The sequence below is a fragment of the Streptomyces sp. NPDC088147 genome (genome assembly GCF_044741565.1).
Lineage (GTDB): Bacteria > Actinomycetota > Actinomycetes > Streptomycetales > Streptomycetaceae > Streptomyces.
The window spans coordinates 875405-901794 of record NZ_JBIUSY010000001.1 but is presented as its reverse complement, the minus strand read 5'-3'; the positions used below and the strand labels follow the sequence as shown (position 1 = coordinate 901794).

At 72.6% G+C, this 26390-nt stretch carries 20 protein-coding genes; 16 read left to right on the top strand and 4 right to left on the bottom strand.

What is annotated here, in order from left to right; translation table 11 throughout:
* Positions 1–53 precede the first annotated feature (53 nt).
* From ACIOGX_RS03115 to ACIOGX_RS03080, 8 genes are all read left to right on the top strand, one after another.
* The gene (locus ACIOGX_RS03115) at positions 54–1307 is read left to right on the top strand and encodes a methyltransferase (protein WP_401910521.1); all 1254 of its coding nucleotides are present in this window, start codon (positions 54–56) and stop codon (positions 1305–1307) included.
* Between the two features lie 125 nt (positions 1308–1432).
* Positions 1433–1828 carry a helix-turn-helix transcriptional regulator gene (locus ACIOGX_RS03110; protein WP_356509568.1) on the top strand — a complete coding sequence of 132 codons (396 nt, stop codon included), beginning with the start codon at positions 1433–1435 and terminating at the stop codon, positions 1826–1828.
* 228 nt (positions 1829–2056) lie between these two features.
* Entirely contained in the window at positions 2057–2872 is an 816-nt protein-coding gene (gene modA, locus ACIOGX_RS03105; RefSeq protein ID WP_384765200.1) for a molybdate ABC transporter substrate-binding protein, read from the top strand.
* Positions 2873–2907: 35 nt separating this feature from the next.
* Positions 2908–4863 carry an ABC transporter permease gene (locus ACIOGX_RS03100; RefSeq protein WP_401909786.1) on the top strand — a complete coding sequence of 652 codons (1956 nt, stop codon included), beginning with the start codon at positions 2908–2910 and terminating at the stop codon, positions 4861–4863.
* A gap of 79 nt (positions 4864–4942) precedes the next feature.
* On the top strand, positions 4943–5896 hold the full coding sequence (locus ACIOGX_RS03095) for a LysR family transcriptional regulator (protein WP_356509574.1): 954 nt from the start codon (positions 4943–4945) through the stop codon (positions 5894–5896).
* A 102-nt stretch (positions 5897–5998) separates the two neighbouring features.
* Positions 5999–7162 (top strand): NAD-dependent formate dehydrogenase, encoded by a 1164-nt coding sequence (locus ACIOGX_RS03090; RefSeq protein ID WP_129767568.1) that lies wholly within the window; start codon positions 5999–6001, stop codon positions 7160–7162.
* 229 nt (positions 7163–7391) lie between these two features.
* Entirely contained in the window at positions 7392–9323 is a 1932-nt protein-coding gene (locus ACIOGX_RS03085; protein ID WP_356509905.1) for an NAD-binding protein, read from the top strand.
* Positions 9324–9431: 108 nt separating this feature from the next.
* Positions 9432–9632: a hypothetical protein gene (locus ACIOGX_RS03080; protein WP_356509576.1), complete on the top strand. Its 201-nt coding sequence runs from the start codon at positions 9432–9434 to the stop codon at positions 9630–9632.
* A gap of 169 nt (positions 9633–9801) precedes the next feature.
* Here ACIOGX_RS03080 and ACIOGX_RS03075 read toward each other — a convergent pair whose 3' ends face one another.
* Positions 9802–10398 (bottom strand): TetR/AcrR family transcriptional regulator, encoded by a 597-nt coding sequence (locus tag ACIOGX_RS03075; protein ID WP_356509578.1) that lies wholly within the window; start codon positions 10396–10398, stop codon positions 9802–9804.
* A 253-nt stretch (positions 10399–10651) separates the two neighbouring features.
* Between ACIOGX_RS03075 and ACIOGX_RS03070 the strand changes: the two genes are divergently transcribed.
* Complete coding sequence (locus ACIOGX_RS03070; RefSeq protein WP_401909781.1) at positions 10652–11686, top strand: phosphatidylinositol-specific phospholipase C domain-containing protein; 1035 nt, start codon at positions 10652–10654, stop codon at positions 11684–11686.
* 187 nt (positions 11687–11873) lie between these two features.
* Here the strand turns inward: ACIOGX_RS03070 and ACIOGX_RS03065 are convergent, their stop codons facing one another.
* Positions 11874–13448: an ATP-dependent DNA ligase gene (locus ACIOGX_RS03065; RefSeq protein WP_401909778.1), complete on the bottom strand. Its 1575-nt coding sequence runs from the start codon at positions 13446–13448 to the stop codon at positions 11874–11876.
* A gap of 267 nt (positions 13449–13715) precedes the next feature.
* Between ACIOGX_RS03065 and ACIOGX_RS03060 the strand changes: the two genes are divergently transcribed.
* The gene (locus ACIOGX_RS03060; protein WP_401909776.1) at positions 13716–16028 is read left to right on the top strand and encodes a tetratricopeptide repeat protein; all 2313 of its coding nucleotides are present in this window, start codon (positions 13716–13718) and stop codon (positions 16026–16028) included.
* Between the two features lie 115 nt (positions 16029–16143).
* Here ACIOGX_RS03060 and ACIOGX_RS03055 read toward each other — a convergent pair whose 3' ends face one another.
* Entirely contained in the window at positions 16144–17895 is a 1752-nt protein-coding gene (locus ACIOGX_RS03055; protein WP_401910519.1) for a serine hydrolase, read from the bottom strand.
* A gap of 283 nt (positions 17896–18178) precedes the next feature.
* Between ACIOGX_RS03055 and ACIOGX_RS03050 the strand changes: the two genes are divergently transcribed.
* Complete coding sequence (locus tag ACIOGX_RS03050) at positions 18179–19279, top strand: calcium:proton antiporter (RefSeq protein ID WP_401910516.1); 1101 nt, start codon at positions 18179–18181, stop codon at positions 19277–19279.
* Between the two features lie 86 nt (positions 19280–19365).
* On the top strand, positions 19366–20904 hold the full coding sequence (locus ACIOGX_RS03045; RefSeq protein ID WP_401909773.1) for a fatty acyl-CoA synthetase: 1539 nt from the start codon (positions 19366–19368) through the stop codon (positions 20902–20904).
* 198 nt (positions 20905–21102) lie between these two features.
* Here ACIOGX_RS03045 and paaK read toward each other — a convergent pair whose 3' ends face one another.
* Complete coding sequence (gene paaK / locus ACIOGX_RS03040) at positions 21103–22389, bottom strand: phenylacetate--CoA ligase PaaK (RefSeq protein WP_356509589.1); 1287 nt, start codon at positions 22387–22389, stop codon at positions 21103–21105.
* A gap of 213 nt (positions 22390–22602) precedes the next feature.
* Here paaK and ACIOGX_RS03035 point away from each other — a divergent pair, with 213 nt between their 5' ends.
* The 4 genes from ACIOGX_RS03035 to ACIOGX_RS03020 all read left to right on the top strand — a co-directional run bounded on the left by ACIOGX_RS03035 (position 22603) and on the right by ACIOGX_RS03020 (position 26234).
* Positions 22603–22797 carry a hypothetical protein gene (locus tag ACIOGX_RS03035; protein WP_401909770.1) on the top strand — a complete coding sequence of 65 codons (195 nt, stop codon included), beginning with the start codon at positions 22603–22605 and terminating at the stop codon, positions 22795–22797.
* A gap of 92 nt (positions 22798–22889) precedes the next feature.
* Positions 22890–23132, top strand: a complete 243-nt coding sequence (locus tag ACIOGX_RS03030) for a DUF397 domain-containing protein (protein WP_129767557.1) — start codon at positions 22890–22892, stop codon at positions 23130–23132.
* A gap of 105 nt (positions 23133–23237) precedes the next feature.
* Entirely contained in the window at positions 23238–23738 is a 501-nt protein-coding gene (locus ACIOGX_RS03025) for a hypothetical protein (RefSeq protein ID WP_030353882.1), read from the top strand.
* 228 nt (positions 23739–23966) lie between these two features.
* A complete protein-coding gene (locus tag ACIOGX_RS03020) occupies positions 23967–26234 on the top strand; it encodes a glycosyl hydrolase family 95 catalytic domain-containing protein (protein ID WP_401910513.1) in 2268 nt (755 codons plus the stop codon).
* The last annotated feature ends 156 nt before the right edge of the window (positions 26235–26390 follow it).

The following is a 26390-nucleotide window of genomic DNA, read 5'->3' as shown; positions in this document are numbered from 1 at the left end:
GCGTGAGCCTCGGGGCGTACGCCGTGCTCCCAGACGGATAGCCTGTGACCACGATGAACCGTTTGACGACACCCTGGGGCGAGTTCGGCCTCACCCGATTCCCCGAGCATCCCCGCGACACGCTGCGCGCGTGGGACGCCGCCGACGAGTATCTGCTGCGGCACCTCGCGGGAGCCGGCACGGGGCAGGGGGACACGGGCCGGGCGGACACGGGCCCGACCGACACGGGCCCGGCGGGCGACGCGCGGGAAGCCACCGAACCGACGGACCTGTCGGGCACGGTGGTCGTCGTCGGGGACCGCTGGGGCGCCCTGACCACGGTGCTCGCCGCGCGCCGGCTCGAACAGCTCGTCGCGGACCCGCTCGTCCAGATCACCGACTCGTATCTCACCCAGCAGGCGACCCGCGCCAATCTGCGCCGGGCCGGTGTCGGCGATGATTCCGTACGGCTGCTCTCGGCCAGGGACACCCCGCCGGAGCGCGTCGACGTGCTGCTGATCCGCATCCCCAAGAGCCTCGCGCTGCTGGAGGACCAACTGCACCGTCTCGCCCCGGCGGTGCATCCGGGGACCGTGGTCATCGGTACGGGACGGGTCACCGAGATCCACACCTCCACACTGAAGCTGTTCGACCAGATCCTCGGCCCGACCAGGACCTCGCTCGCGGTCAGAAAGGCACGGCTGATCTTCGGCACGGCCGCGCCGGGGCGCACACGCACGGCCGGCCCCTGGCCGCACAGCTACGCGCTGCCGGAAGGGCTCGGATCCGTATCGGGCCGTACGGTCGTCAACCACGCGGGGATCTTCTGCGCCGAGCGGCTCGACATCGGTACGCGCTTCCTGCTGCGCCATCTGCCCCGGCGCCACGGCCCCGAGCACGTGGTCGACCTCGGCTGCGGCAACGGTGTCGTGGGCACGGCCATGGCGCTGGAGAACCCGGCGGCCCGGGTGACATTCATCGACGAGTCCTTCTCGGCGGTGGCCTCGGCCGAGGCCACCTTCCGCAAGAACGTCGACGCCGGGACCGCGGCCGAGTTCGTCCTCGGCGACAGCATGACGGACGTACCGGCGGGGACGGTCGATCTCGTACTGAACAACCCGCCGTTCCACACGCATCAGGCGACCACCGACGCGACGGCATGGCGGATGTTCACCGGCTCGCGCGCCGCGCTGCGGCCCGGGGGCGAGCTGTGGGTCGTCGGCAACCGCCACCTCGGCTACCACATCAAGCTGCGGCGGCTCTTCGGCAACTGCGAGACCGTGACCAGCGATCCGAAGTTCGTCATCCTGCGGGCCGTCAAGCGCTGAGCCGGCTGTCCGGCGCCAGGCCGGCCACCGGGGCTTTCGGCGCTTCCTCCAGGCACCTCGCAAACGCGCTGGATGATTGACGTGAGAATTGTATGTGCGAGCGAATACGGCCTATCTTGTCGCACATGCAGTCCTACACCATCGGTCAGGCGGCCAGGCTTCTCGGGGTGAGCCCCGACACCGCGCGCCGCTGGGCCGACGCGGGCCGGGTCGCGACCCATCGCGACGAGGGCGGGCGCCGTCTCATCGACGGCCGCGCGCTCGCGGCGTTCTCCATCGAGCTCGCGCAGAACGACACGGGCGAGGAGGACGTCTCGTACACCTCGGCCCGTAACGCGTTTCCCGGCATCGTCACCGCCGTGAAGCTCGGTGATGTCGCCGCCCAGGTGGAGATCCAGGCCGGTCCGCACCGGCTGGTCTCCCTGCTGACCCGGGAAGCCGTCGAGGAACTGGGTCTCGAGGTCGGCGTACAGGCCACCGCCCGCGTGAAGTCCACCAGCGTGCACATCGACCGCACGTGACCCGCGCGGTTCCCGAGGCGTCGTGGTGTTCGTGGTGTGCGCCGCGCCGCCGCCGTTCCCCGGGCCCTCGCGGCCCGCTGGCCTTCCGTGTCGCGTTCCGTACCGTTTTTCGCGCCGATTCTTATGCCGCTTTTCGTACCGCCCCGAGGCGTCGCCCGTCCCCGGCGCTCCTGTCACTGTCCGCTCGCGTGCCCATACCGGGCCCGTACCGCCAAGGAGTCCCCCCTCATGTCTCTCGCCCTCACCCGGCGCCGTGCCGCGACCGTGCTCATGACCGCCGCCCTGCTCGTGCCGCTGGCCGCCTGCGGCGGTGAAAGCGACAGCGAGAAGGACTCCGACGCGGGCTCCACCGCCGAGGCCTCGGCGAGCGGCGCCCACGCGGCGGATCTGACCGTACTGGCCGCCTCTTCGCTGACCGATGTGTTCAAGACGGCGGGCGCCGCCTACGAGAAGGCGCACCCGGGCACGAAGGTGACGTTCTCCTTCGCCGGTTCGCAGGAGCTGGCCGCCCAGGTCAAGCAGGGCGCTCCGGCCGACGCGCTGGTCACCGCCGACACGAAGACGATGGACGGTCTCCGGGGCGACACCGGCTCCCCGGAGATCATCGCCAAGAACCGGCTGGTGATCGCCACCGGCGAGGGCAACCCGGACCGGATCGAGAGCCTGAAGGACCTCGCCGACCCCAAGCTGAAGGTCGTCCTGGCCGCGCCCGAGGTGCCCGTCGGCCGCTACAGCAAGCAGGTCCTGGACGCGCAGAAGATCGTGGTCAAGCCGGTCTCGCAGGAGCCGAACGTGCGTGCCGTGCTGAGCAAGGTCGAGCTGGGCGAGGCCGACGCGGGCATCGTCTACAAGACCGACGCCGAGTCCGCGACCGGCAAGGTCGACGCCGTCGCCATCCCCGACGCGCAGAACGCCATCGCCGAGTACCCCGCCGCCACCCTCAAGACCTCCCAGCACACCGAGGCCGCCGCCGCGTTCGTCAGCTGGCTCGGCGGGCCCGAGGCGCAGAAGATCCTCCAGGACGCCGGGTTCCAGAAGCCGTAGCCCCCTCCCAGCGACTCCACCTCCCAGGACCCCCGATGAGACGCATGCGCGCCCGAGGCACCGGCGCTCCCGTGGCGCTGGCGCTTCCCGCGCTGCTCGCGATCGCGTTTCTGCTGCTGCCCCTGCTCGGCATTCTCGTCCGTACCCCCTGGGGCGATCTGGGGACGCATCTCACCGCTCCTGGTGTGGTGGAGGCGCTGCGGCTGTCGCTGCTGGTCTCCTTCTGGGCGCTCGGTCTCTCCCTGCTTCTCGGGGTGCCGCTGGCATGGCTGCTGGCCCGGGTGAGGTTCCCGGGCAGGACGCTGGTACGCGCGCTGGTCCTGCTGCCGATGGTGCTGCCGCCCACGGTCGGCGGGGTCGCGCTGCTGCTCGGCTTCGGCCGGCGGGGGCTGCTCGGACCGTGGCTGGAGGACTCCTTCGGCATCACCCTGCCGTTCCACACCTCGGGCGCGGTGATCGCCGCGACGTTCGTGGCGATGCCGTTCCTCATCATCAGCCTCGAAGGCACCCTCGCCGGAATGCGGCCCGCCTACGAGGAGACCGCCGCGTCCCTGGGCGCCTCGCCGGTACGGGTGTTCCTCACCGTCACCCTGCCCATGGTCGCCCCGGGGCTCGCCGCGGGCGCCGCGCTGACCTGGGCGCGCGCTCTCGGCGAGTTCGGCGCCACGATCACCTTCGCGGGCAACCTCCCCGGCACCACCCAGACCCTTCCGCTCCAGGTCTATCTGCTGCTCCAGGACTCGCCCGAGGCCGCGACCTCGGTCTCCCTGCTGCTGCTCGCCATCGCGATGGGCGTACTGATCGCCCTGCGGGGACGCTGGACGGGCGTGACGGCCGACCGCGTACCGGGCCGTGCCCCGCTGCCGGACGACACCGACACGCCGTCCGCACCGCCCGGATCCGCCGGACCGGACGACACCGCCCTCACGCCGGGCACGGCCCCGGCCCCGGCCGGACAGTGGCCGCTGCACGCGGAGGTCACCGGCTTCAACCAGCTCGTCCTGGACGCCGAGCCCGGCACGACCATCGCCGTCGTCGGCCCCAACGGCGCCGGCAAGACGACACTGCTGCGCGCCCTCCTCGGCCTCACCCCGCGCGCCCACGCCGCACTCCGTCTCGGCGACCGCGATGTCACCGCCCTCCCGCCGCACCGCCGCGGTGTCGCCTGGGTCCCGCAGGACGGCGCGCTCTTCCCCCATCTCACCGCGCTCGCCAACACCGCGTACGGCCTGCGCGCCCATGGCGTCCCGCGCGCCGAGGCCCGCCGCAGCGCGGGGGAGTGGCTCGACCGGCTCGGCGTCGGACAACTCGCCCACCGCAAGCCGCATCAGCTCTCCGGCGGACAGGCGCAGCGGGTCGCGCTGGCCCGCGCGCTCGCCGCCCGGCCCCGGCTGCTGCTTCTCGACGAACCGCTCGCCGCGCTCGACCAGACCACCCGCGCACGGGTGCGGCACACCCTGCGCGGCCATCTCGACGGCTTCGGCGGGGTCTGTCTGATCGTCACCCATGACCCGGTCGAGGCGGTCTCGCTGGCCGACCGGGTCCTCGTACTCGACGACGGCAGGGTCCTCCAGGACGCCCCGCCCGCCGAGGTGACCCGCAACCCGCGTTCGCCGTGGGTCGCCCGGATGCTCGGGCGCAACGCCTGGGCGGGCAGGTCGGGGCCCGCCGGGTTCGAACTCGCCGCCGGCGGGCGGCTGATCGTCGCCGAGCCGCCCGCCGAGGGCGTGGCGGCCCTCGCGATCATCGCCCCCGAGGCCGTCTCCGTACACCGTGAGCGCCCTGCCGGCAGCCCGCGCAACGTCTGGCGCGGGACGGTCCGCGAGATCACCGCGCTCGGCAGCAGGCTGCGCGTACTGATCACCTCGGACGAGGCCCCCGATCTGGTCGCCGAGATCACGCCGCAGTCCGCCGCCGAGCTCGGCCTGGCCGACGGCGTATCCGTATGGACCAGTGTCAAGGCCACCGAGGTCACCCTCGTCGCCCTGTGAGACCGGGCCCGCCGGGGAGGTCCCGCCGGCGGCGCGGGCCTGACAGGGTGAGTACGCGGACCGAGCAGGGGAGCGAGCGATGTTGCTGCGTCAGCTGGAGTATCTGGTCGCACTCGCCAGGGAACGGCACTTCGCCCGTGCCGCGGCGGCCTGTTTCGTGTCGCAGCCCTCGCTGTCCGCGGCGATCCGCAAACTGGAGCACGAACTGGACGTGCCCATCGTCCAGCGAGGACGCCGCTTCGAGGGGCTGACCCCCGAGGGCGAACGGGTGCTGCTCTGGGCACACCGCATCCTCGCCGAGCGCGACGCCCTGCGCCATGAACTCTCCGCGATGCGCGACGGTCTGGCCGGTACCCTGCGGCTGGGCGCCATCCCCACCGCCCTGACCGCCGCCAGCCTGCTCACCACCCCCTTCGTGGAACGGCATCCCCGCGCCCGGGTCTCGCTCGACTCCCTCTCCTCCCGCGAGATCGCCCAGCGGCTGGCCGAGTTCGAACTGGACATCGCCCTCACCTATCTCGACGACGACAGCCTCGGTCACGTCCGCAGGAGTCCGCTGTACGAGGAGCGCTATCTGCTGCTCACCCCACACGACGGATCGATGACGGGCCGCCCCGCCGCCCGCTGGGCGGAGATCGCCGGGCTGCCGCTCTGCCTGCTCTCCCCGCAGATGCGCAACCGCCGGATCATGGACGAGTACTTCGCCGCCGAGGGCGTGACCGCCGTGACCCCCGCCATCGAGACGGACTCCGTCGCCGGTCTGTACGCGCATCTCACGGCCGGTCACTGGTCGAGCGTCATCTCCCACGCCTGGCTGCACATGTTCGGAGTTCCCGACGGGATGCGGGTGATCCCGCTGGAACACCCGGCGCGCGGACCGCGTGTGGGCCTGGTCATCGCCGACCGCAGTCCCGAACCCGTGCTGGCCAGAGCCCTGTTGGAGATAGCCAGGGAGGCGGGCGTACGGGAGGCGCTCGACCGGCTCCTGGACACCTATCTGAGTCCGGCGACCCCGCAGGGAGATCCGGGATAGCCGCTTCCTATCCCGACATAGAAGCATTCATTTTGACCATGACCCGGCGGTGCAGGAGTGTGGAAGACACCTTCCCGCAGCGATGAATGAGGAGCCGCAGTCATGGCAAAGGTGCTGTGTGTGCTGTACGACGACCCGGTCGACGGATACCCCAAGACGTACGCGCGCGACGACCTCCCGCGCATCGACCACTACCCGGGCGGCCAGACCACCCCCACTCCGCAGGGCATCGACTTCACCCCCGGGCAGCTCCTCGGCAGTGTCTCCGGTGAGCTGGGGCTGCGTACGTTCCTGGAGTCCCGCGGCCACACCCTCGTCGTCACCTCGGACAAGGACCGGGAGGGCTCGGTCTTCGACCAGGAGCTGGTCGACGCCGATGTGGTCATCTCGCAGCCGTTCTGGCCCGCGTACCTGACGGCGGAGCGCATCGCCAAGGCCGAGAACCTGAAGCTCGCCATCACGGCGGGCATCGGTTCCGACCATGTCGACCTCGACGCCGCCATCGCCAAGGGCATCACCGTCGCCGAGGTCACGTACTGCAACAGCATCAGCGTCGCCGAGCATGTCGTGATGATGACGCTGTCGCTCGTACGGAACTACCTGCCCTCGCACCAGTGGGTCCTGGACGGCGGCTGGAACATCGCGGACTGCGTCGCCCGGTCGTACGACCTGGAGGGCATGCAGGTCGGCACCGTCGCCGCGGGCCGGATCGGGCTCGCCGTCCTGCGCAGGCTGGCACCCTTCGACGTCGGGCTGCACTACACCGACCGTCACCGGCTGCCCGAGTCCGTCGAGCAGGAGCTGGGGCTCACCTGGCACGAGAGCGCGGCCGACATGGTCCCGCACTGCGACGTGGTGACGATCAACGCGCCCCTCCACCCCGAGACGGAGGGACTCTTCGGCGACGAGCTGCTCGCCACCATGAAGCGCGGCGCCTACCTCATCAACACCGCCCGCGCGAAGATCGCCGACCGCGACGCCATCGACCGCGCGCTGCGCAGCGGTCAGCTCGCCGGTTACGCGGGCGACGTGTGGTACCCGCAGCCCGCGCCGGCCGACCACCCGTGGCGGACCATGCCGCACCACGGCATGACCCCGCACATCTCCGGCTCCTCGCTCTCCGCCCAGGCCCGCTACGCCGCGGGTACCCGGGAGATCCTGGAGTCCTTCTTCGCGGACACCCCGCTGCGCGACGAGTACCTGATCGTCGACAAGGGGGCGCTGGCCGGTGTCGGTGCCCACTCGTACTCCGTGAAGAACACCTGATCGGGACGTTGGCCGGGAGTCCGACCGAGACACCCGATCAGGCGCTTGATCGGGATTTCTGATCTCGTGTCATAGTTCCCCGGCACAAAGCGTTCTGACATCGATTCAGCCGCTCTCGGCCCCACGCTCCCGGCCGGGGCGGCTGTGTCGCGTCCGCTCACCCGTTCGGCACACTGGTGCCGTGTCCACACTTCCTCACCAGGTACAACAGGGCCTTCCGACCGGCCATATGGTCGTCTGCGGCGACGACACCCTGGCCCACCGGCTGGCGAGCGAGCTGCGCGACGTCTATGGCGAACGGGTGACGCTCGTCGTCCCGCCGGTACGCCCCTCCCGGCTCCCGCCCGCTCCGCTGGCCGGTCCGGGCCGGGCCTCGGCCTTCTTCGGACGGATGTCAGCGGCCATGGCCCGAACGGCCGCGACGCTCCCCGAACCGGCGGGGGAGGGGACCAGGAGACCGGACGGTCCCCGCCTCCTCGAAGCGGCGGAACTCGACGAGGACGTCCTCGTCGACGCCGGAGTGGACGAGGCGGCGGCGCTCGCCCTCGTCCATGACGACGACGACATCAACATCCGGGTCGCGCTCGCCGCCCGCCGGCTCAATCCCCAGCTGCGGCTGGTCATCCGGCTCTACAACCGCAAGCTCGGCCAGCATCTGGAGGAGCTGCTCGACCAGGCCGCGGCCGTCGCCCTCCCCGGTCTCGACCGGGCGGCCCTGGACGCCACCACCACCGTCCTCTCGGACGCCGACACCGCCGCCCCCGCACTGGCCGCCACCGCCGTCGCGGGGACCAGCAAGGTGGTACGGGCCGACGGCCTGCTGCTGCGGGCCGTGGAGCGCAACCCGCCGGGGCCGGGCGAGGTCGCCGACCCGGGGCTGTGCACCCTCGCCCTGCTCTCCGCCACCACCAACGACCCGGCCGGGGCGGAGGGTTCGGACAACAGCGGTCAGGACGGCCCGCGACTGCTGCCCGACGACGCGAGCGCCGCCGCCGCCACCGGACGCGGCACGGTCGTGCTGGAAGCGGTCTCGCACGCCGCGCCCGACCTGCCGCCGCGCAGGCTCACGGGCCGCGGCGCCCCGCTCGCCTCACTGTTCTCCCGTCGGCTGCGGTGGTCCTTCGCCGGGATCATCGCCGCCGTGCTCGCCCTCGCGGTCGTGTCGTCGCTGGTCACCGGGGCGCATCCGCTGGGCGCGATGTACCTCACGCTGCTCGATCTCTTCGCCATCGGCGATCCCGCCGTGGGCGAGCCCGCGCCCCGGCAGGTCATGCAGCTGCTCGCCATGGTCACCGGAGTCCTGCTGCTGCCCGTGGTGCTCGCGGCGGTCCTGGAGGCGCTCGGCACGTTCCGTACGGCATCGGCGCTGCGCCGCCCGCCGCGCGGCATCTCCGGTCATGTCGTACTCCTCGGACTCGGCAAGATCGGCAGCCGGGTGCTCGTACGCCTGCGTGAGCTGGGCATCCCCGTGGTGTGCGTGGAGGAGGACCCCGACGCGCGGGGGATCGCGCTCGCCCGCGCCCTGCGCGTGCCGACCGTCCTGGGGGACGTGACCCAGGAGGGGGTACTGGAGGCGGCCAAGATCGAGCGGGCGCACGCCCTGCTCGCCCTCACCAGCGTCGACACCACCAACCTTGAGGCCGCGCTCTACGCGCGCTCCGTCGCCCCCGATCTGCGGGTGGCGCTGCGGCTGTACGACGACGACTTCGCGACCGCCGTCTACCGCACCCTGCGCGCCGCGCACCCCGGGGCGCTCACCCGCAGCCGCAGCGTCTCCACCCTGGCGGCCCCCGCCTTCGCCATCGCCATGATGGGGCGCCAGATCCTCGGGGCGATCCCGGTGGAACGCAAGGTGCTGCTGATGGCCGCCATCGATGTGGCGGGTCATCCTCGGCTGGAGGGCCGTACGGTCGCGGAGGTGTTCCGGCCGGGCGCCTGGCGGGTCATCGCGCTGGACACCGCCGCGCCCGGGGACCGGGTGCCCGATCTCGCCGACACCCGGCTCGATCACGAGGAGCGGCGGCCGGCCGGGCTGGTCTGGGATCTGCACCCCGGCTATGTGCTGCACCCCCGGGACCGGGTGGTGCTGGCCGCGACCCGCAGGGGCCTGGCGGAACTGCTCGGGCGGCGGTCCGCCTCCCGGACCCGCCCGGCGGGGTGATCCCCGGCCGCCCAGGCCGTGGCGCGGCCTTCCACCGGGGCCTACCGGGGATGCGGCGGGGCCCGGCGGGCACGAGAATGGCGAACACCGGATGAACGAGGAGGCGGCATGAACGCAGAGTCCACGGCGCAACCGGAGCCCGAGAGCGTGACCCCCGACCGGCTGCTGCACACCGGCGCGTGCGACCAGGTCACGGCCGAAGATCTCGCGCTCGCCTCCGGCCGCGATCTCACCCCGGAGAACATCGAATGGGCCAGGCGCCGACTGGCCGAGAAGGGCCGCGCGGCCATCGAGGAGCAGCTGCCGTAGCCGTACCGCGGGGGCGCGACCGTGACGGCCGCCGCGCCCCCGACCACGCGCCTCGCGCACCGAGCGCGCCCCGCCGAGCGGCGGGGCGCTTCTCCGTGCGGCGGGCCGGGCGTCATCTCCGTCGCGGCAGCCTCGCGGAACCACCGTGCACGACAGGGGAGTTGAGCGGTCAGCGTGGTTGGCGCAGTCCCGCGACGAGGAGCGCGACCAGTCCGCGTGCGTCGTAGTCGGGATCGCTGTCGGCGCCGACGCAGAGATTTCCGATGCCGTGCATGAGCTGGAGGGCGTCGAGGCCGGAGCGGATCTCACCGGCGGCGACAGCGGCGTCGAGCAGCTCGGCGCACACCGGCACGAGGCGGTCGAGGAAGTAGGCGTGCAGCGTCTCGAAGCGGGCGTTGTCGGTCCGCAGCGCGGCGGCGAGACCGTGCTTGGTGACCAGGAAGTCGACGAAGAGATCGACCCACCGTCCGAGTGCGGCGTGAGGTGTCGGGCCGGCCGCCAGCAGGACCGGCCCGGCCTCGGCGCAGGCGTCGACCTGATGGCGGTAGACGGCGATGACGAGGTCCGCCCGGGTGGGGAAGTGGCGGTAGATCGTGCCCATCCCGACGCCGGCCTTGGCCGCGATATCGCGTACCGGGGCTTCCACACCCGAGGTGACGAAGACCGTGGCCGCCGCCTCCAGCAGGGTCTGGCGGTTGCGCCGGGCGTCCTTGCGCTGGGATCCGGCCGCGCTTCCCGTGCTCCGGCTCCGGCCGCTGTCGTTCACCGCGACGCTCCTTCCGTGAGGTACAAAGCGGAACGATGATCCGTCTCGCGAATGGAGCAGGGTTCCGTTTCGCCCATGATGGCAGACCCGGAGGGCCGGGCGTCCGGCGCCGGCGACCGCGTCGATGATCCCCGGGCCCGTTTCCCCGCTGATCGCATCCGTAAGCTCGCGTCCTCCCGCGCGTCACCGAACTCGCCTACGCTCCCTCTCGGTTGACATGCCCAAGACATGCGCAACGGGAGGAACAAGGGATATGGCAAAGCTCCTTCGCACGATGGTGGCGGCCGGTGCCGTCGCCGTGCTCGCCTTCGCCACCACGTCGGCCGCCGCCGACGACACGAGCACGCTGCCGTACCCCTCCACCACCGGGGTCGGTGTCCACAACGCGTACGAGAAGGCCACCTTCCCGTACTTCGCGGACGCGCTGGACTCCGGTGCCGGGATGCTCGAACTCGACGTATGGACCAATGTGTTCGGCGCCTCCTGGCGCGTGTCGCACAGCAATCCGCTGGGCAACGACAACAACTGCGCCAACGCCACCACGGTGAGCCAGCTGCGTACCAACGCGAAGGACCGCGATCTGGCCGGCTGTCTGACCGACCTCAAGACCTGGCACGACGCCCACCAGGGCCACCGTCCCATCGTCATCAAGATCGAGATGAAGGACGGCTTCCAGGGCCAGGCCGGCCGTGGCCCCGGCGCCCTCGACGCGCTGCTCAACAGCAAGCTCGGCGACGCGCTCTACCGCCCCGCCGACCTGGCGGGCGACCGCGGCGACCTCGACCAGGCGGCCCAGGCCGGCGCCTGGCCCACGCGCGCGCAGATGGCCGGCAAGTTCATCGTCGAGCTGATCCCCGGCACGGTGGAGGAGCAGAATCCGCTCGACACCCTGTGGACCGACCGTGAGTACGCCACCTATCTGCGTGACCTCAAGGCGGCGGGCCGGCTGGGCGAGGCCGCAGCCTTCCCCGCCGTCCACAAGGCCACCGCCGGTGATCCGCGCACCCGCTACACGGACGCGACGATCAGGCCCTGGTTCGTGTTCTTCGACGGCGACGCCTCCGCCTACGCGGCCGGCACCATCGACACCGCCTGGTACGCGCAGCGGAACTACTTCCTGCTGATGACGGACGCCCACAACGTGCCGCCGGCCATCGACGGCTCCAACCCCACCGAGCAGCAGGCCCGCGACCGGCTGACGCTGCTGGCCCAGCGGAACGCCAGCCTGATCTCGGCCGACTGGCGCTCACTGCCGACGGTGCTCGCGACCGTCGTCCCGCGCGGCTGAGGAGCCCAGCCGGGCCGAGGAGCCGAGCCGGGCCGAGGAGCCCAGCCGGGCCGAGAAGCCCGGCGCGCCCGAGGAGCCCGGCGGGGCATAGGCACCCGGCGCGGAGCATCCCGCGGGGGACCGCACACGTCCCGGGGCCGGTACCGCTCACCGGCCCCGGGGCTCGCCGCCCTGCCGGGCGGCCCGGTCACACCGTCGCGTCCGTCCCGCGCTGTCGGCCGTGGTCCGGCACGTCGTGCGCCGCGAGGACCGTCTCGACCGTGTCCGCCTCGGTCGCGGGCTTGTCCTCGCGGTAGCGGACCACCCGGGCGAAGCGCAGCGTCACGCCCGCCGGGTAGCGGGACGAGCGCTGGAGACCGTCGTACGCGATCTCGACCACCAGCTCAGGACGTACGGTCACGGTGAAGCCGTCGTCACGGACCGCCAGTTCCCGCAGACGTTCCGTCTGCCACTCCAGCATCTGGTCCGTCAGCCCCTTGAACGTCTTGCCGAGCATCGCGAACGAGCCGTCCGGCCGGCGCGCGCCCAGATGCAGATTGGAGAGTCTGCCGGTGCGCCTGCCGTGTCCCCACTCCGCGGCGAGCACCACGAGATCCAGGGTGTGCACCGGTTTCACCTTCAGCCAGCCCGCCCCGCGCCGGCCCGCGCTGTAGGGGGTGTCGAGCGCCTTGATCACCACACCCTCGTGGCCCCGGGCCAGGGTGTCGCGCAGAAACGCCTCGGCGGCCCGCGCCTCCTCCCGGGCCGCGCCGGTGACCACGAGCCGCCGTACCCGCATCGGCTCGGGGACCAGCCGCGCCAGCGCCTCGTGCCGCTCCGCGCACGGCAGTTCCAGCACGTCCTCGCCCCCGGCGGCGAGGATGTCGAAGAAGACCGGTGACAGCGGCACGGCCGCGGCGGCGGACCGTACGTCCATCCGCGAGCCGACCCGGCTCGCGATCTCCTGGAACGGCCTCGGCCTGCCCTCCGCGTCCAGCGCGATGACCTCCCCGTCCAGGACGAAGCGGTCGCCCGGCAGCTCCAGGGCGATCGCGGTCACCTCGGGCAGCCGGTCCGTGATGTCGTCGAGCGTGCGCGTGAAGATCCGTACCGTCGGCCCGTCGCGGTGCACCTGCACCCGGATGCCGTCCAGTTTCTCCTCGATGGCGCACTCCCCGAGCCGGTCGATCGCCTCCGCGACGCTCGCCGCGCTCTGCGCGAGCATCGGCAGAACGGGCCGTCCCACCGTGAGCAGGAACTCCTCGAGCACCCGCGGCCCCTCCGCCAGCAGCCGCTCCGCCACCTTCTGGAGGGAACCCGCCAGCATCACCGCCCGGCGCACCGCGGCGGGCCGCGCGCCCGAGGTCTCCGCCAGCGCCTCGACGGCGACGGCGTCCAGCGCGCCCTGGCGCACCTCGCCGGAGACCAGCCCCACCAGGAAGCGCTGCTCCTCCTCGGTGGCCGCGCCCAGCAGTTCCTGGACCAGCCGCCGTCGCTCGCCCTGCGCCCCGCGGCCCGCCACGGCGGCGAGGGCGGTGAAGGTGGCATCGACCCGGTGCACGGTCAGCAGCGCGCGGTCCGCCGGCGGGGGCGGGTCCTTCAGCGCGTTCCAGCCGACTCCGATCCTGCCCTGCGGCAGCCGCCCGGCCAGATACGGAATGACGATGGGCACGTCCTCGGGTCCCGCCGTACGGAAGAGTCCGGCCAGCAGGGAGATCTTCCGGGAGCGCGCCGACGTCTCGGCGACCTCCCGGGAGACATGCGCGAGCGGTGCCAACAGCATGCTGCCATCGTGCTACGCCGCGCGCGAGTCCGCCCGTCCTGGCCGGATACCCGTTCGCATACCCGTCCGCGCGCGAGCCCGGCAGGGCCGGGTCGAACGGCCATTCCCGCCCGGGTGCGGTGGTGGCCGCCGCCGCGGCACATTCTCCGGGCAATGGCCGGGCTCGGCCCCCGACACCCGTCCCGCCCCGTACACACTCCAGGACGGTGCGGCCATACTGGACGGGCCGGGGAGGGCGCAGCGAGGCGACGGGGGCGACAGCACGCGATGGCGGACACCAGGCTGATCCAAGGCCGCTACCGGCTGCTCGACCGGATCGGGCGCGGGGGGATGGGCGAGGTGTGGCGGGCCCGCGACGAATCGCTCGGCAGGCACGTCGCGGTCAAGTGCCTCAAGCCGCTGGGCCCGCAGCAGGACCAGTCCTTCACCCGGATCATGCGGGAGCGGTTCCGCAGGGAGGCGCGGGTCGCCGCCGCCCTCCAGCACCGGGGTGTCACCGTCGTCCACGACTTCGGCGAGGACGACGGCGTGCTCTATCTCGTGATGGAGCTGCTCGACGGACGCAACCTCAGCCAGCTGCTGGAGGACAACCAGCAGCATCCGCTGCCGGTGCCCCATGTCGTCGACATCGCCGAGCAGGTCGCGGACGCCCTCGCGTACACCCATGGCCAGGGCATCGTCCACCGGGACCTGAAGCCCGCCAACATCATGCGGCTCTCCGACGGCACGGTGAAGATCTGCGACTTCGGCATCGCGCGGCTCGGCCATGACATCGGCTTCACCTCGCGGCTGACCGGCACGGGCATCGCGATGGGCACCCCGCACTACATGTCGCCCGAGCAGATCGGCGCCGGCCAGATCGACCACCGCAGCGACCTCTACTCGCTGGGCTGTGTGCTGTACGAGATCGCCACCGGCGCCCCGCCGTTCGACCTGGGCGACACCTGGGCGGTACTGGTCGGCCACCGCGACACGATCCCGGAGCCGCCGCGCAAGCACCGGTCCGAGCTGCCGGAGTTCTTCGACCGGCTCGTCCTCGATCTGCTGGCCAAGACACCGGAGGAGCGGCCCGCCGACGCGGGGGACCTGCGGCGCAGGATCGGCGCCGCGCGTACGGCCCCGGGCGCGGCGGGCACGGTTCCGGGGAGCACGGCGCCCGGGTACCCGGGCCCGGTCAGTACGGGCCCGGTGAGCACCGGGCCGCACACACCCCCGGCGTTCCCCGCGCGGGACGAGGCGGAGCCGCTGTCGGGCGGTTCCCGGCTGCCGTCCTGGGCCCGCTCCATGACCACCGGTCACAAGGCGACCGGTGTGTCCGTGCTGCGGCCCACCCCGCCCGACCACTCCGCGGGGCTCACCGGCGAGTGGACCCGGCCCGCCGATCCGCGCGCCACCACCGGCACGTACCCGGCCGCGGCGCGGCCCACCCCGTCACCCGAGCAGCTCGCGGTCCTCGTCAGCCGGCACAACGCCGGTCTGAGCCTCGGCCGGCTCGGCCGCTGGGAGGAGGCGGGCGAGGTGCACCGCGCGGTCGCCGCGGAACGCGAGCACGCCCTCGGCCCCGACCATCCCGACACCCTCGCCAGCCGGTACGAGGTCGGGTTCACGCTCAGCAGGACCGGGCGCGCGGCGGACGCGCTGCGCGAGTTCACCCGCGTCGCGGAGGGACGGGCCCGCGCGCTCGGCCAGGACCATCCGGAGACGCTGGCCGCCCGCCAGGAGACGGCGTTCGCGCTGGGGCAGCTCGGCCGGCATTTCGAGGCCCATGACGTGTTCGCCGCGGTGCTCGCCTCGCGCGAGCGCACGATGGGCCCCGACCATCCGGACACCCTGCGCTGCCGCCACAACCTGGCGTACAACCTCAGCCGTCTCGGCCGGCTGGAGGACGCGTACCGGCTGGCCCACTCGGTCGCCGTGGCGCGCGCCCGGGTGCTCGGCGCCGACCATCCCGACACGCTGGTCAGCCAGTACGAGGTGGGTTACGCGCTGGGGCGGCTCGGCCGCTGGCCGGAGGCGCTGGGCGCCTACCGTGAGGTGGCCGCCGTCCGCGCCCGCGCGCTGGGCCCCGACCACCCCGACACGCTCTCCGCGCGCTACGAGATCGGCATCAGCCTGGGACGGCTGGGCCGCAGCGAGGAGGCGCTCGATCTGTACCGCGGGCTCGTCGCCGACCGGCGCCGTGTCCAGGGGCCGCTGCATCCGGAGACCCTCCGGGCCCGGCACGGCTTCGGGGTCAACCTGGGCCGGCTCGCGCGCTGGGACGAGGCGCTCGCGGAGGCCCGTGAGGTGTGCGCGGCCCGGGAACAGGTCCTCGGCCCCGATCACCCCGACACCCTCGTCAGCCGCCGGGAGATCGCCGTCGGCCTGGGCTGGCTGGAGCGCTGGCCCGAGGCCCTGACCGTCTACCGCAGGGTCGCGGAGGCCCGGGACCGGGTCCTGGGCCCCGTCCACCCGGAGACCCTGGCGGCCAGGAACGACGAGGCGCACTGCCTGGAACAGCTGGGACGGGGAGCCGAGGCGGTGGAGCTGTACCGGCAGGTCGCCGCGTTGCGCCAGCAGCACGGCACCAGGGGCCGCTGAGCGCACCTCCCCGCTGCCGGCCCCCGTCGCCGGCCCCGGACCCCTGACGCGTACGTACCGCCAGACCCGCGCGTGTCTCGTACCACGCGGTCGTCGTCCGGGGCGGCCACAACCGTCAGTCCTCCGACGCCACCCAGCCGGCCGCCTCGATGCGCGCCGCGTCCTTCCGCCGCGCCTCGTCGAAGACCGGGCGCCCGCCGTCCTCGATCCGCAGCCCGTCCACGTACGCGCCGCGTCCCACGTACAGCCGGTCCGTCGTGTACCGCCAGCGCAGCCGTACCGCCGTGTCGCGCCAGGCCGCCAGGTCCGCGGTCAGCCGGTGCCAGACGCGGTCCGACCAGCCCGTGGCCGAACCCGCCGGGTGCGCCAGCGGCTCCCGCCCGGCGCGTACGGTCGTGAAGGGCACCGGCCGCCAGCTCGTCCCGGCGTCGGCCGACGCCTCCAGGAACAGCCCGTCCGTGTCCGGCTCGGTGTCCCACCACAGCGAACAGCGCAGCACCCCGGCGCGGGCCGTGACCGGGGGCAGGGTCAGCGTGGCCGTCGAGGCGCCCGCCATGCCGGAGAACCACGCGGTACGGCCGTGCGCGGGCCGCACCGCGACGGCGCGTGCCATCCGGTCGGCCGTCGCGACGCGCGGCGCGCTGCCGGACCGCCAGCTCCGCACGGGGTGCACCGAGTTGCCGAGCACGATCAGGAAGGAGTCGGTCGTCGGGTCGAGGACGAGACTGGTGCCGGTGAACCCGGTGTGGCCCGCCGTGCCCGGGGTCGCCATGGCGCCCATGTACCAGTGCTGGTAGAGCTCGAAGCCCAGTCCGTGGGCGTCGCCGGGGAAGCCGGTGTTGAAGTCGGTGAACATCAGCTCCACGGACTCGGGCCGCAGGATCCGGGCCCGGCCGTACGCGCCGCCGTTCAGCAGCGTACGGGCGAGGATCGCCAGGTCCCAGGCGGTGGAGAAGACCCCGGCGTGGCCCGCGACCCCGCCGAGGCTGTAGGCGTTCTCGTCGTGCACCTCGCCCCACACCAGCCCCCGGTCGAGCCCGGACCACGGCGGGCGCGCGTCCTCGGTGGCGGCGATCCTCGGTCTCCAGGAGGCGGGCGGGTTGTAGCGCGTGCGGTGCATCGAGAGCGGAGCGGTGATCTCGTCGTGGAGCAGTGTGTCCAGTGTGTGACCGGTGATCCGCTCCAGGATCAGCTGGAGCGAGATCAGATTGAGGTCCGAATACAGATAGGCCGTACCGGGCGGGCTCACCGGAGCCTCGTTCCACAGCAGCTGGAGCTTGCCCTCGTACGTCGGCGCCGTATAGAGCGGGACCCAGGCGCGGAAGCCGGACGTGTGCGTCAGCAGCTGGCGCACGGTCACGTCCTGCTTGCCCGCCCGCCCGAACTCCGGGAGGTACGTGGTGACGCGGGCCGTCAGCTCCAGTGCTCCGCGCTCGATCTGCTGGACGGCGAGGATCGAGGTGAACAGCTTGGAGAGGGAGGCGAGATCGAAGACCGTGTCCTCGGCCATCGCGATCCGCCGCTCCGGCGGCAGCTCCACTCCGGTGTCGGTCTTCTCGTCGTAGGCCGCGTAGCGCACGGCCGCACCGAGCGGCCGGTGCAGGGCGACCGTCCCGCCGCGCCCGGCGAGCAGCACCGCGCCCGCGTACCAGGGGTGCGCGGGGGAGGGGCCGAGGAAGGCCGTCGCCTCGTCGACCAGCCGGTCCAGCTGGCCGGGGAGGAGCCCGGCCCGCTCGGCGGAGCCGTGCCGCAGCGTCGTCCGCCCCCGGCCACCGGACCCGCCACGCGGTCCCGCCGCGGCGGCGCGGGCCGCGCCGTCGGCGAACGGGATCGGTGCCACGGCGAGGGCCCCGCCCAGGGCCAGCATCCCGCCGCCCAGCCTGCGCCGGCTCAGAGGCCGCGCGCCGCCCCGTCCGCCGCCCGCCGCGCCGCCCCCCGCGCCGGCCTCCGTACCGCTCGCTCCCTGTCCGTGCGCCCGGTCCTCCGCCATGCGGCAGCCCTCCCCTGAACGTCGTCTCCTGGGATCTCACCGTCAGGACCTCTTACCACAGCGGAACTGACACCGCATCACGGGCCACGGCACGGGGCCGCCGTACGGCGGCGTCACCGAGCGCACCACCAGCACCTCTGGCAGCGTGAGGCGCATGAGGATGAGCATCGGCATCAGGTCACTGGTGTCCCAGTGGACCGTGGTGGTGCCGCTGGTCGCGGTGGTCGCGCTGGTCCTCAGCTGGGGGCGCAGCCTGCCGGGCTTCGCGGTCGCGCTCGTCGCCCTCTGTCTCGCGGGCGCCGTGCTCGCGGCCGTGCACCACGCCGAGGTCGTGGCCCACCGGGTGGGGGAGCCCTTCGGCTCACTCGTCCTCGCCGTCGCGGTCACGGTCATCGAGGTGGCGCTCATCGTCACGCTGATGATCGACGGCGGCGACAAGACCGCCTCCCTCGCCCGTGACACGGTCTTCGCCGCCGTCATGATCACCTGCAACGGCATTCTCGGGCTCTGCCTGCTGGTCGGCGCCGTGCGCAGCAGGGTCGCCGTGTTCAACGCGGAGGGCACGGGCACCGCGCTGGCCACCGTCGCCACCCTGGCCACTCTGACGCTGGTGATCCCGACGTTCACCACCAGCAAGCCGGGCCCCGAGTTCTCGCCCGCGCAACTGGGCTTCGCCGCGGTCGCCTCGCTCGTCCTGTACGGGCTCTTCGTCGCCGTACAGACCGTCCGTCACCGCGACTACTTTCTGCCCGTCACCCAGGCGGGGGATGTGCGGGAGGAGGACTCGCACGCCCCGCTGCCCACCCGCTCCGCGACCGTCCTCAGCCTGGTGATGCTGGTCGTGGCACTGATCGCCGTCGTCGGGGACGCGAAGGCGGTGTCCCCCACCATCGAGTCGGGTGTGGAGTCGGCCGGACTGCCACAGGCCGTGGTCGGTGTGGTCATCGCGTTGCTGGTACTGCTGCCCGAGACGCTCGCCGCCGTACGCGCCGCCCGCCGCGAGCGGGTGCAGACCAGCCTCAATCTGGCGCTCGGCTCCGCCATAGCGAGCATCGGTCTGACGATCCCGGCCATCGCGCTCGCCACGATCTGGCTGAGCGGGCCGCTGGTGCTCGGGCTGGGCGCCATCCATATGGTGCTGCTCGCGCTGACCGTGGTGGTGGGCGCCCTGACCGTCGCTCCGGGCCGGGCCACGCTGCTCCAGGGCGGCGTGCATCTGGGGATCTTCGCCGCGTTCGTCTTCCTCGCCCTCAGCCCATGACCCGGACACGACCCGGCGGGTCCCGTGGCGGTCGGGAGGCGGTCCGGGGGATTGACCCGCGCCGCGGCGGCCCGGAGGATCGCGCCATGAACGCCGAGGACCACACCGCGCCGGAACCCGACGATCCCCTGCGGGAGTTGCTCGACAGCACCGTCGACGGCGTGGTGCGCCGTACCGCGGCCCGGGTGCCCGGCCGTGTGGCCGTACGGTACGCGGACCGCGCCTGGACCTACGCGGAGCTGGACGCCGCCGTTTCCACCGCCGCCGCCGAGCTGCGCGGGCACGGTCTCGCGGACGGCGACCGGGTGGCGTCCTACGGCCACAACTCGGACGTCTATCTGATCGCCTACCTCGCCTGCGCGCGGGCCGGGCTCGTCCACGTACCGGTCAATCAGCACCTCACCGGCGACGACCTCGGCTATCTCGTACGGCAGTCGGGCAGCGCGCTCGTCCTCGCGGATCCGGGACTCGCCGGGCGGATCCCCGGAGACGTTCCGGTACGCGCGCTGCGGGACACCGACGACTCGCTGCTCGCCGCACTGGCCGCGCCGAGGCCGTACGAACGCGCCGGCGACCCGGGCGAGCTGTCCCAGCTGCTCTACACCTCGGGCACCACCGCGCTGCCCAAGGGCGCCATGATGACGCACCGCGCCCAGGTGCACGCGTACGCCAGCTCCATCGCCGCCCTGGACCTGCGGGAGAGCGACCGGCCGGTCCACTCGCTGCCGCTCTACCACTCCGCCCAGATGCATGTCTTCCTGCTGCCGTATCTCGCGGTCGGCGCGGAGAACACGATCCTGGACGCGCCGGACGCGGAGGCGATCTTCGCACTCGTCGGCGCGGGCCGTGCGGACAGCCTCTTCGCGCCGCCCACCGTATGGATCGGCCTCTCGCGGCACCCCGAGTTCACGACGCGCGACCTGACCGCGCTGCGCAAGGCGTACTACGGCGCCTCGGTCATGCCGGTGCCCGTACTGGAACGGCTGCGCGCCCGGCTGCCCTCGCTCGCCTTCTACAACTGCTTCGGACAGAGCGAGATCGGCCCCCTCGCCACGGTCCTCGGACCCGACGAGCACGAGGGCCGGATGGACTCCTGCGGCAGGCCCGTCCGGCATGTCGAGGCACGGATCGTCGACGAGAGCGGCGAGGACGTTCCGGACGGTACGGCGGGCGAGGTCGTCTACCGGTCGCCGCAGCTCTGCGCGGGGTACTGGGACAAGCCGGAGGAGACGGCGGAGGCGTTCCGCGACGGCTGGTTCCACTCCGGGGACCTCGCCGTGCGGGACGCGGAGGGTTACTACACGGTCGTGGACCGGGTGAAGGACGTCATCAACTCCGGCGGGGTGCTGGTCGCGTCCCGGCAGGTCGAGGACGCGCTCTACACCCATCCCGGCGTCGCCGAGGCCGCGGTCGTCGGACTGCCCGACGACCGCTGGATCGAGGCCGTCACCGCCGTCGTCGTCCCGCGCGGCGAGGTCACCGAGGCCGAACTCCTCGCCCACGCGCGCGAGAAGCTCGCCCACTTCAAGGCGCCGAAGCGGATCGTGTTCGTGGCGGCGCTGCCGCGCAACGCCAGCGGGAAGATCCTCAAGCGTGAGCTGCGGGACCGTCTCGGCCGGTCCTGAGGCACTTGCGCGGCACCGGACGCCGGGGACCGGGCGTCGGGCCCGGTGGCCGGGCCGGGTGGCCGGGCCCCGGAGGGCAGGACCGGAGGGCAGGACCGGAGGGCAGGACCGGAGGGCAGGACCGGAGGGCAGGACCGGAGGGCAGGACCGGCGCCCGGGACCCGAGGGCGGGACCGGCCGGGGTCCGGGACCCCGGGCTCAGTGGGGCCGGAGGTCCACGATCCGCTTGATCTTGCCCACCGAACGTTCCAGCGTCTCCGGATCGACGACCTCCACCGCCACCGAGACCCCCACCCCGTCCTTGACCGCCGTGGCGATCGCCCGCACCGCGTCCGCGCGCTGCGCGGAGGTCGCGTCCGCACGGGCCTCGGCCCGTACCGTCAGCGCGTCCATCCGGCCCTCGCGGGTCAGCCGGAGCTGGAAGTGCGGGGCCACCCCCGGCGTACGCAGCACGATCTCCTCGATCTGGGTGGGGAAGAGGTTCACCCCGCGCAGGATCACCATGTCGTCGGACCGGCCCGTGATCTTCTCCATCCGGCGGAAGACCCGGGCCGTACCGGGCAGCAGCCGGGTGAGATCCCGGGTCCGGTAGCGGATCACCGGCATCGCCTCCTTGGTGAGCGAGGTGAAGACCAACTCGCCCTCCGCGCCGTCCGGCAGCACCTCCCCGGTGAACGGATCGACCACTTCCGGATAGAAGTGGTCCTCCCAGATGTGCAGGCCGTCCTTCGTCTCCACGCACTCCTGGGCGACCCCCGGGCCCATCACCTCCGACAGCCCGTAGATGTCGACGGCGTCGATCGCGAACCGCTCCTCGATCTCGCGCCGCATCTCCTCCGTCCAGGGCTCCGCGCCGAAGATGCCCACCTGGAGGGAGGTCGTACGAGGGTCCACACCCTGGCGCTCGAACTCGTCGAGCAGCGTCAGCATGTACGACGGCGTCACCATGATGATCTCGGGGCGGAAGTCCTGGATCAGCTGGACCTGCCGGGCGGTCATGCCCCCGGACGCCGGGATCACCGTGCAGCCGAGCCGCTCGGCGCCGTAGTGCGCGCCGAGTCCGCCGGTGAAGAGGCCGTAGCCGTAGGCCACATGGACCTTGTGCCCGGGGCGGCCACCCGCCGCCCGGATCGAGCGGGCCACCACATCGGCCCAGGTGTCCAGATCCCGCTGGGTGTATCCGACGACGGTCGGCCGGCCCGTGGTGCCGCTGGAGGCGTGGACGCGCCGCACCTCCGACTGGTCCACGGCGAACATCCCGAACGGATAGTTGTCCCGCAGATCGGCCTTGACGGTGAACGGGAAGCGCGCCAGATCGGCGAGCGAGCGGCAGTCCTCGGGACGCAGCCCGGCCCGGTCGAAGGCCAGCCGGTAGTGGCCGACGTTCTCGTAGGCGTGCCGCAGTGTGGCGCGCAGCCGCTCCAGTTGCAGCACGGCCAGCTCGTCGCGGCTGAGCTGTTCCGCCGCGTCCAGCAGAGATGTCATGGGCGCTCTCCCGGTCCCTCGGACAGTGCGGTCCGATCGACCGATCATTCGGTTGATCGTCCCGGGATCAGTAATTCAGGAGTGCCGGTGAGCGTCAAGAGCCGCGACACGGCCCGCGCGGTGATTCCCCGCCCCCAGGCCCGCCCGCCAGGCCCGCCCGCCAGGCCCGCCCGCCAGGCCCGCCCCCCGGCATCCCCGGCAACGATCCCGTTCGTGAGCGGCAGGTCGTGGAGACGGTCGCGCGGGCGGCCGGGCAGCGCGCCGCGCCGTACCGGGGCGGTGCGCGCCGCGCCGTACCCCGGCGGTGTGCTGCCCGCCCCGGCGGTCCCGGCGGGCGCCGAACTGCCGCTGGACACACCGCATATAACGGCACCGCGCCGCGCCCTCGGCTCCGTCCGCCGGCCATGACCCGTCCCGCACGGACCCTGCGGCGCGGCCTGTCCGGGACCGGCGCCGGTCGATAGGGTGGCCCCGGGACGACGCAGTGGGAGGAGCAGGACGTGGCTGAGAGCACCACCACCCATAAGCCGCTTTCGGGCTGGGACAAGCCGGAACTCGATCTGAGCAACGCGGACTGGCAGTCGAGCAGCCGGGGCACCGGCGACGTCCAGATCGCCTTCGTCGAGGGGTTCATCGCCATGCGCAACAGCGGCCGGCCGGAGAGCCCGTCGCTGATCTTCAGCCCGGCCGAGTGGCGGGCCTTCGTGATCAACGCGCGCGACGGGGAGTTCGACCTCACCTGACGGAGCGGAGCCGGCGCGGGCGGCGCCGCCGGCGGAGCGCGTCCCGGCTGACAGAGCGTGGGCGGCCGGCTCCGGTGGAGTGGTACGACCCCGTACCATGGTGGGATGTCCTTTCTCCGCCGCCGCAGCGCCGCCACACCCGCGGGCCCGGACTTCGATGTCCTGGCCATGGACCCGGGTGACTGGCCCGGCAATCTGGGGGCGGGGCTGCTGCCCGCGCCCGATGGCAGCTGCCAGGGTGTCTTCCTCCGGTACGACCTGTTCGGTGGCCGTGGCCCCGCGATGATCATCGGCAATCTGCCCGCGGGGTCGCCCGCCCGCGAGCTGGCCGACGGGCAGATCCCGTTCGAGGTGGCGCAGCTGCTGCTGGCGCTGGAGAACGAGGAGCCGGTCGAGGTGACCGGGGCCGAGGACATTCCGGTGATGCAGGGGGACAACCTCCTGATCGTGCGCCGGCTCAAGCTCTCGGAAAGCCGGATCTCCTGCGTGCAGTTCGACCGCAGCGACGATGTGCTGGTCACCATCGCCAGCTGGGACCGGCCCATCACGGACGATCTCTACGCGCTGCTGAAGCCGCTGCCCGCGGAGCTGTTCCAGCAGGGCTGAGCCAGGGGCGGAGCGGAGCCGGGCCAGGAGCCGATCGCTCCCGCGCGGTGTGGATCACGGGTCGGAACCGGCCGTGATCGCACCGCCCGGGAGCGAATTTGTCATGTCCCTTGCCCTTTCAGTCATCGGACTTTTACCGTGCCTGCCATGACCCCTGGGATGAGCCGCAGAACCACGATCAAGTCCGCGCTCGGGGTAACGGGCGCGCTGACGCTGGGTATTCCGGCAATGTCCGGATCCGCAGCCGCCGTTAACCCCTCCGATGAATTGACGCTCAGGTACCACACACCCGCCGCCGACTGGGAGCGCGAGTCGCTGCCCATCGGCAGCGGCGCGCTCGGCGCGAGCGTGTTCGGCACCCTCGCCACCGAGCGCCTCACCCTCAATGAGAAGACCCTGTGGACCGGCGGCCCCGGTGCCGCCGGATACGACCACGGCAACTGGACCCAGCCCCGGCCCGGAGTCCTCGCCTCCGTACAGCGGCGCCTGGACACCGAGGGCAAGCTCACGCCGGAAGCCGTCGCCGCCGAACTCGGCCAGCCGAAGCACGGCTTCGGCGCGTACCAGGTGCTCGGCGATCTGGAGCTGGCCGTACCGGGCGCCCCGTCGGCCCCCGACGGCTCCTACCGCCGCACCCTCGATCTCGCGTCCGCGCTCGCCGCCGTCACGTACACCCACCAAGGCGTCGCGTACACACGGGAGTTCTTCGCCTCCTACCCCGGCAAGGTCATCGTCGGCCGGTTCTCCGCCAACCAGCCGGGAAAGATCGGCTTCACCCTCCGGTACACCTCGCCGCGCACCGACTTCACCGCCACGGCGAGCGGTGACCGGCTCACCGTCAAGGGCGCGCTCCAGGACAACGGAATGCGGTTCGAGACCCAGATCCGGGTACGGACCGACGGCGGCCGGGTCACCGCCGGGGCGAACGGCACCCTCACCGTCACCGGTGCCAACAGCGCCTGGTTCGTCCTCGCCGCCGGTACCGACTACGCCGACACCTATCCGCGCTACCGGGGCGCCGACCCGCACGGCGCGGTCACCGGCGCGGTCGACACGGCCGCCCGCCGCTCGTACGACGCCCTGCGCACCGCCCATGTGAACGACCACGGCGCGCTCTTCGGCCGGGTCTCCCTCGCCATCGGCCAGCAACTCCCCGACCTGCCCACCAACCAGCTGCTGGCGCAGTACACGGGGGGCGGCAGCGCCGCCGACCGGGCGCTCGAAGCGCTGTTCTTCCAGTACGGCCGCTACCTGCTGATCGCCTCCTCGCGGGCCGGCTCCCTGCCCGCGAACCTCCAGGGCGTATGGAACAACGTCACCAACCCGCCCTGGTCGGCGGACTATCACGTCAACATCAACCTCCAGATGAACTACTGGCTCGCCGAGGTCACCAACCTCGCCGAGACCACGGCTCCCTACGACCGCTATGTCGAGGCGATGCGCGCGCCCGGCCGCGTGAGCGCGCGGGAGATCTTCGGCTCGGCCGGCTGGGTCGTACAGAACGAGACCAACCCGTTCGGCTTCACGGGCGTGCACGACTGGGCCACCTCGTTCTGGTTCCCGGAGGCCGCGGCCTGGCTCACCCAGCAGCTCTACGACCACTACCGGTTCAACGGCTCCACCGACTATCTGCGCTCCACCGCCTACCCGGTGATGAAGGAGGCCGCGGAGTTCTGGCTCGTCAATCTCCGCACCGACCCGCGCGACGGGAAGCTCGTCGTCACACCCAGCTACTCACCGGAGCACGGGGACTTCACGGCGGGGGCGGCGATGTCCCAGCAGATCGTGTACGACCTGTTCACCAACACCCTGGAGGCCGCCAGGACCCTGGGGGACGCGCCCGGCTTTCGTACCCGGCTGGAGACCGCACTCCGCGACCTCGACCCCGGGCTCCGTGTCGGCTCCTGGGGTCAGCTCCAGGAGTGGAAGACCGATGTCGACGGCCGGACCGACGACCACCGCCATGTCTCGCATCTCTTCGCTCTCCACCCGGGCCGGCAGATTGTCGCGGGCAGTACGTGGGCCGAGGCGGCCAAGGTCTCGCTGACCGCGCGCGGCGACGGCGGGACCGGCTGGAGCAAGGCATGGAAGATCAACTTCTGGGCGCGGCTGCGCGACGGCGACCACGCCCACAAGATGCTCTCGGAGCAGCTCAAGAGCTCCACCCTGCCCAATCTCTGGGACACCCACCCGCCCTTCCAGATCGACGGTAACTTCGGCGCCACCTCGGGGGTCGCCGAGATGCTGGTCCAGAGCCAGCACGGCCCGATCGAGATCCTGCCCGCCCTGCCGGGCTCCTGGCCGGACGGCCGGGTGACGGGACTGCGGGCGCGCGGCGGCGTCACGCTCGACATCAGCTGGAGCGGCGGCAGGGCGAGCCGGATCACGCTGCGCGCGAGCCGTACGACGGACCTGACCCTGCGCAGCACCCTGCTGCCCGGCGGTGAACGGACCTTCCGGGCGACCGCGGGACAGACGTACGAGTTCACCCCGTAGGTCTCGGACGGTCTCGGACCGGGGCCCCACCGGCCGTACGGCCGGTGGGGCCCTCCCGGCCGGGCGGACCGCCCCTCCTGCGGAACCGGGCGGAATCGCGCAAGATGGATGCACGAGTGGGGGCCGGCGCGCCTGTCCGCCCGCCGCCGGACCTTC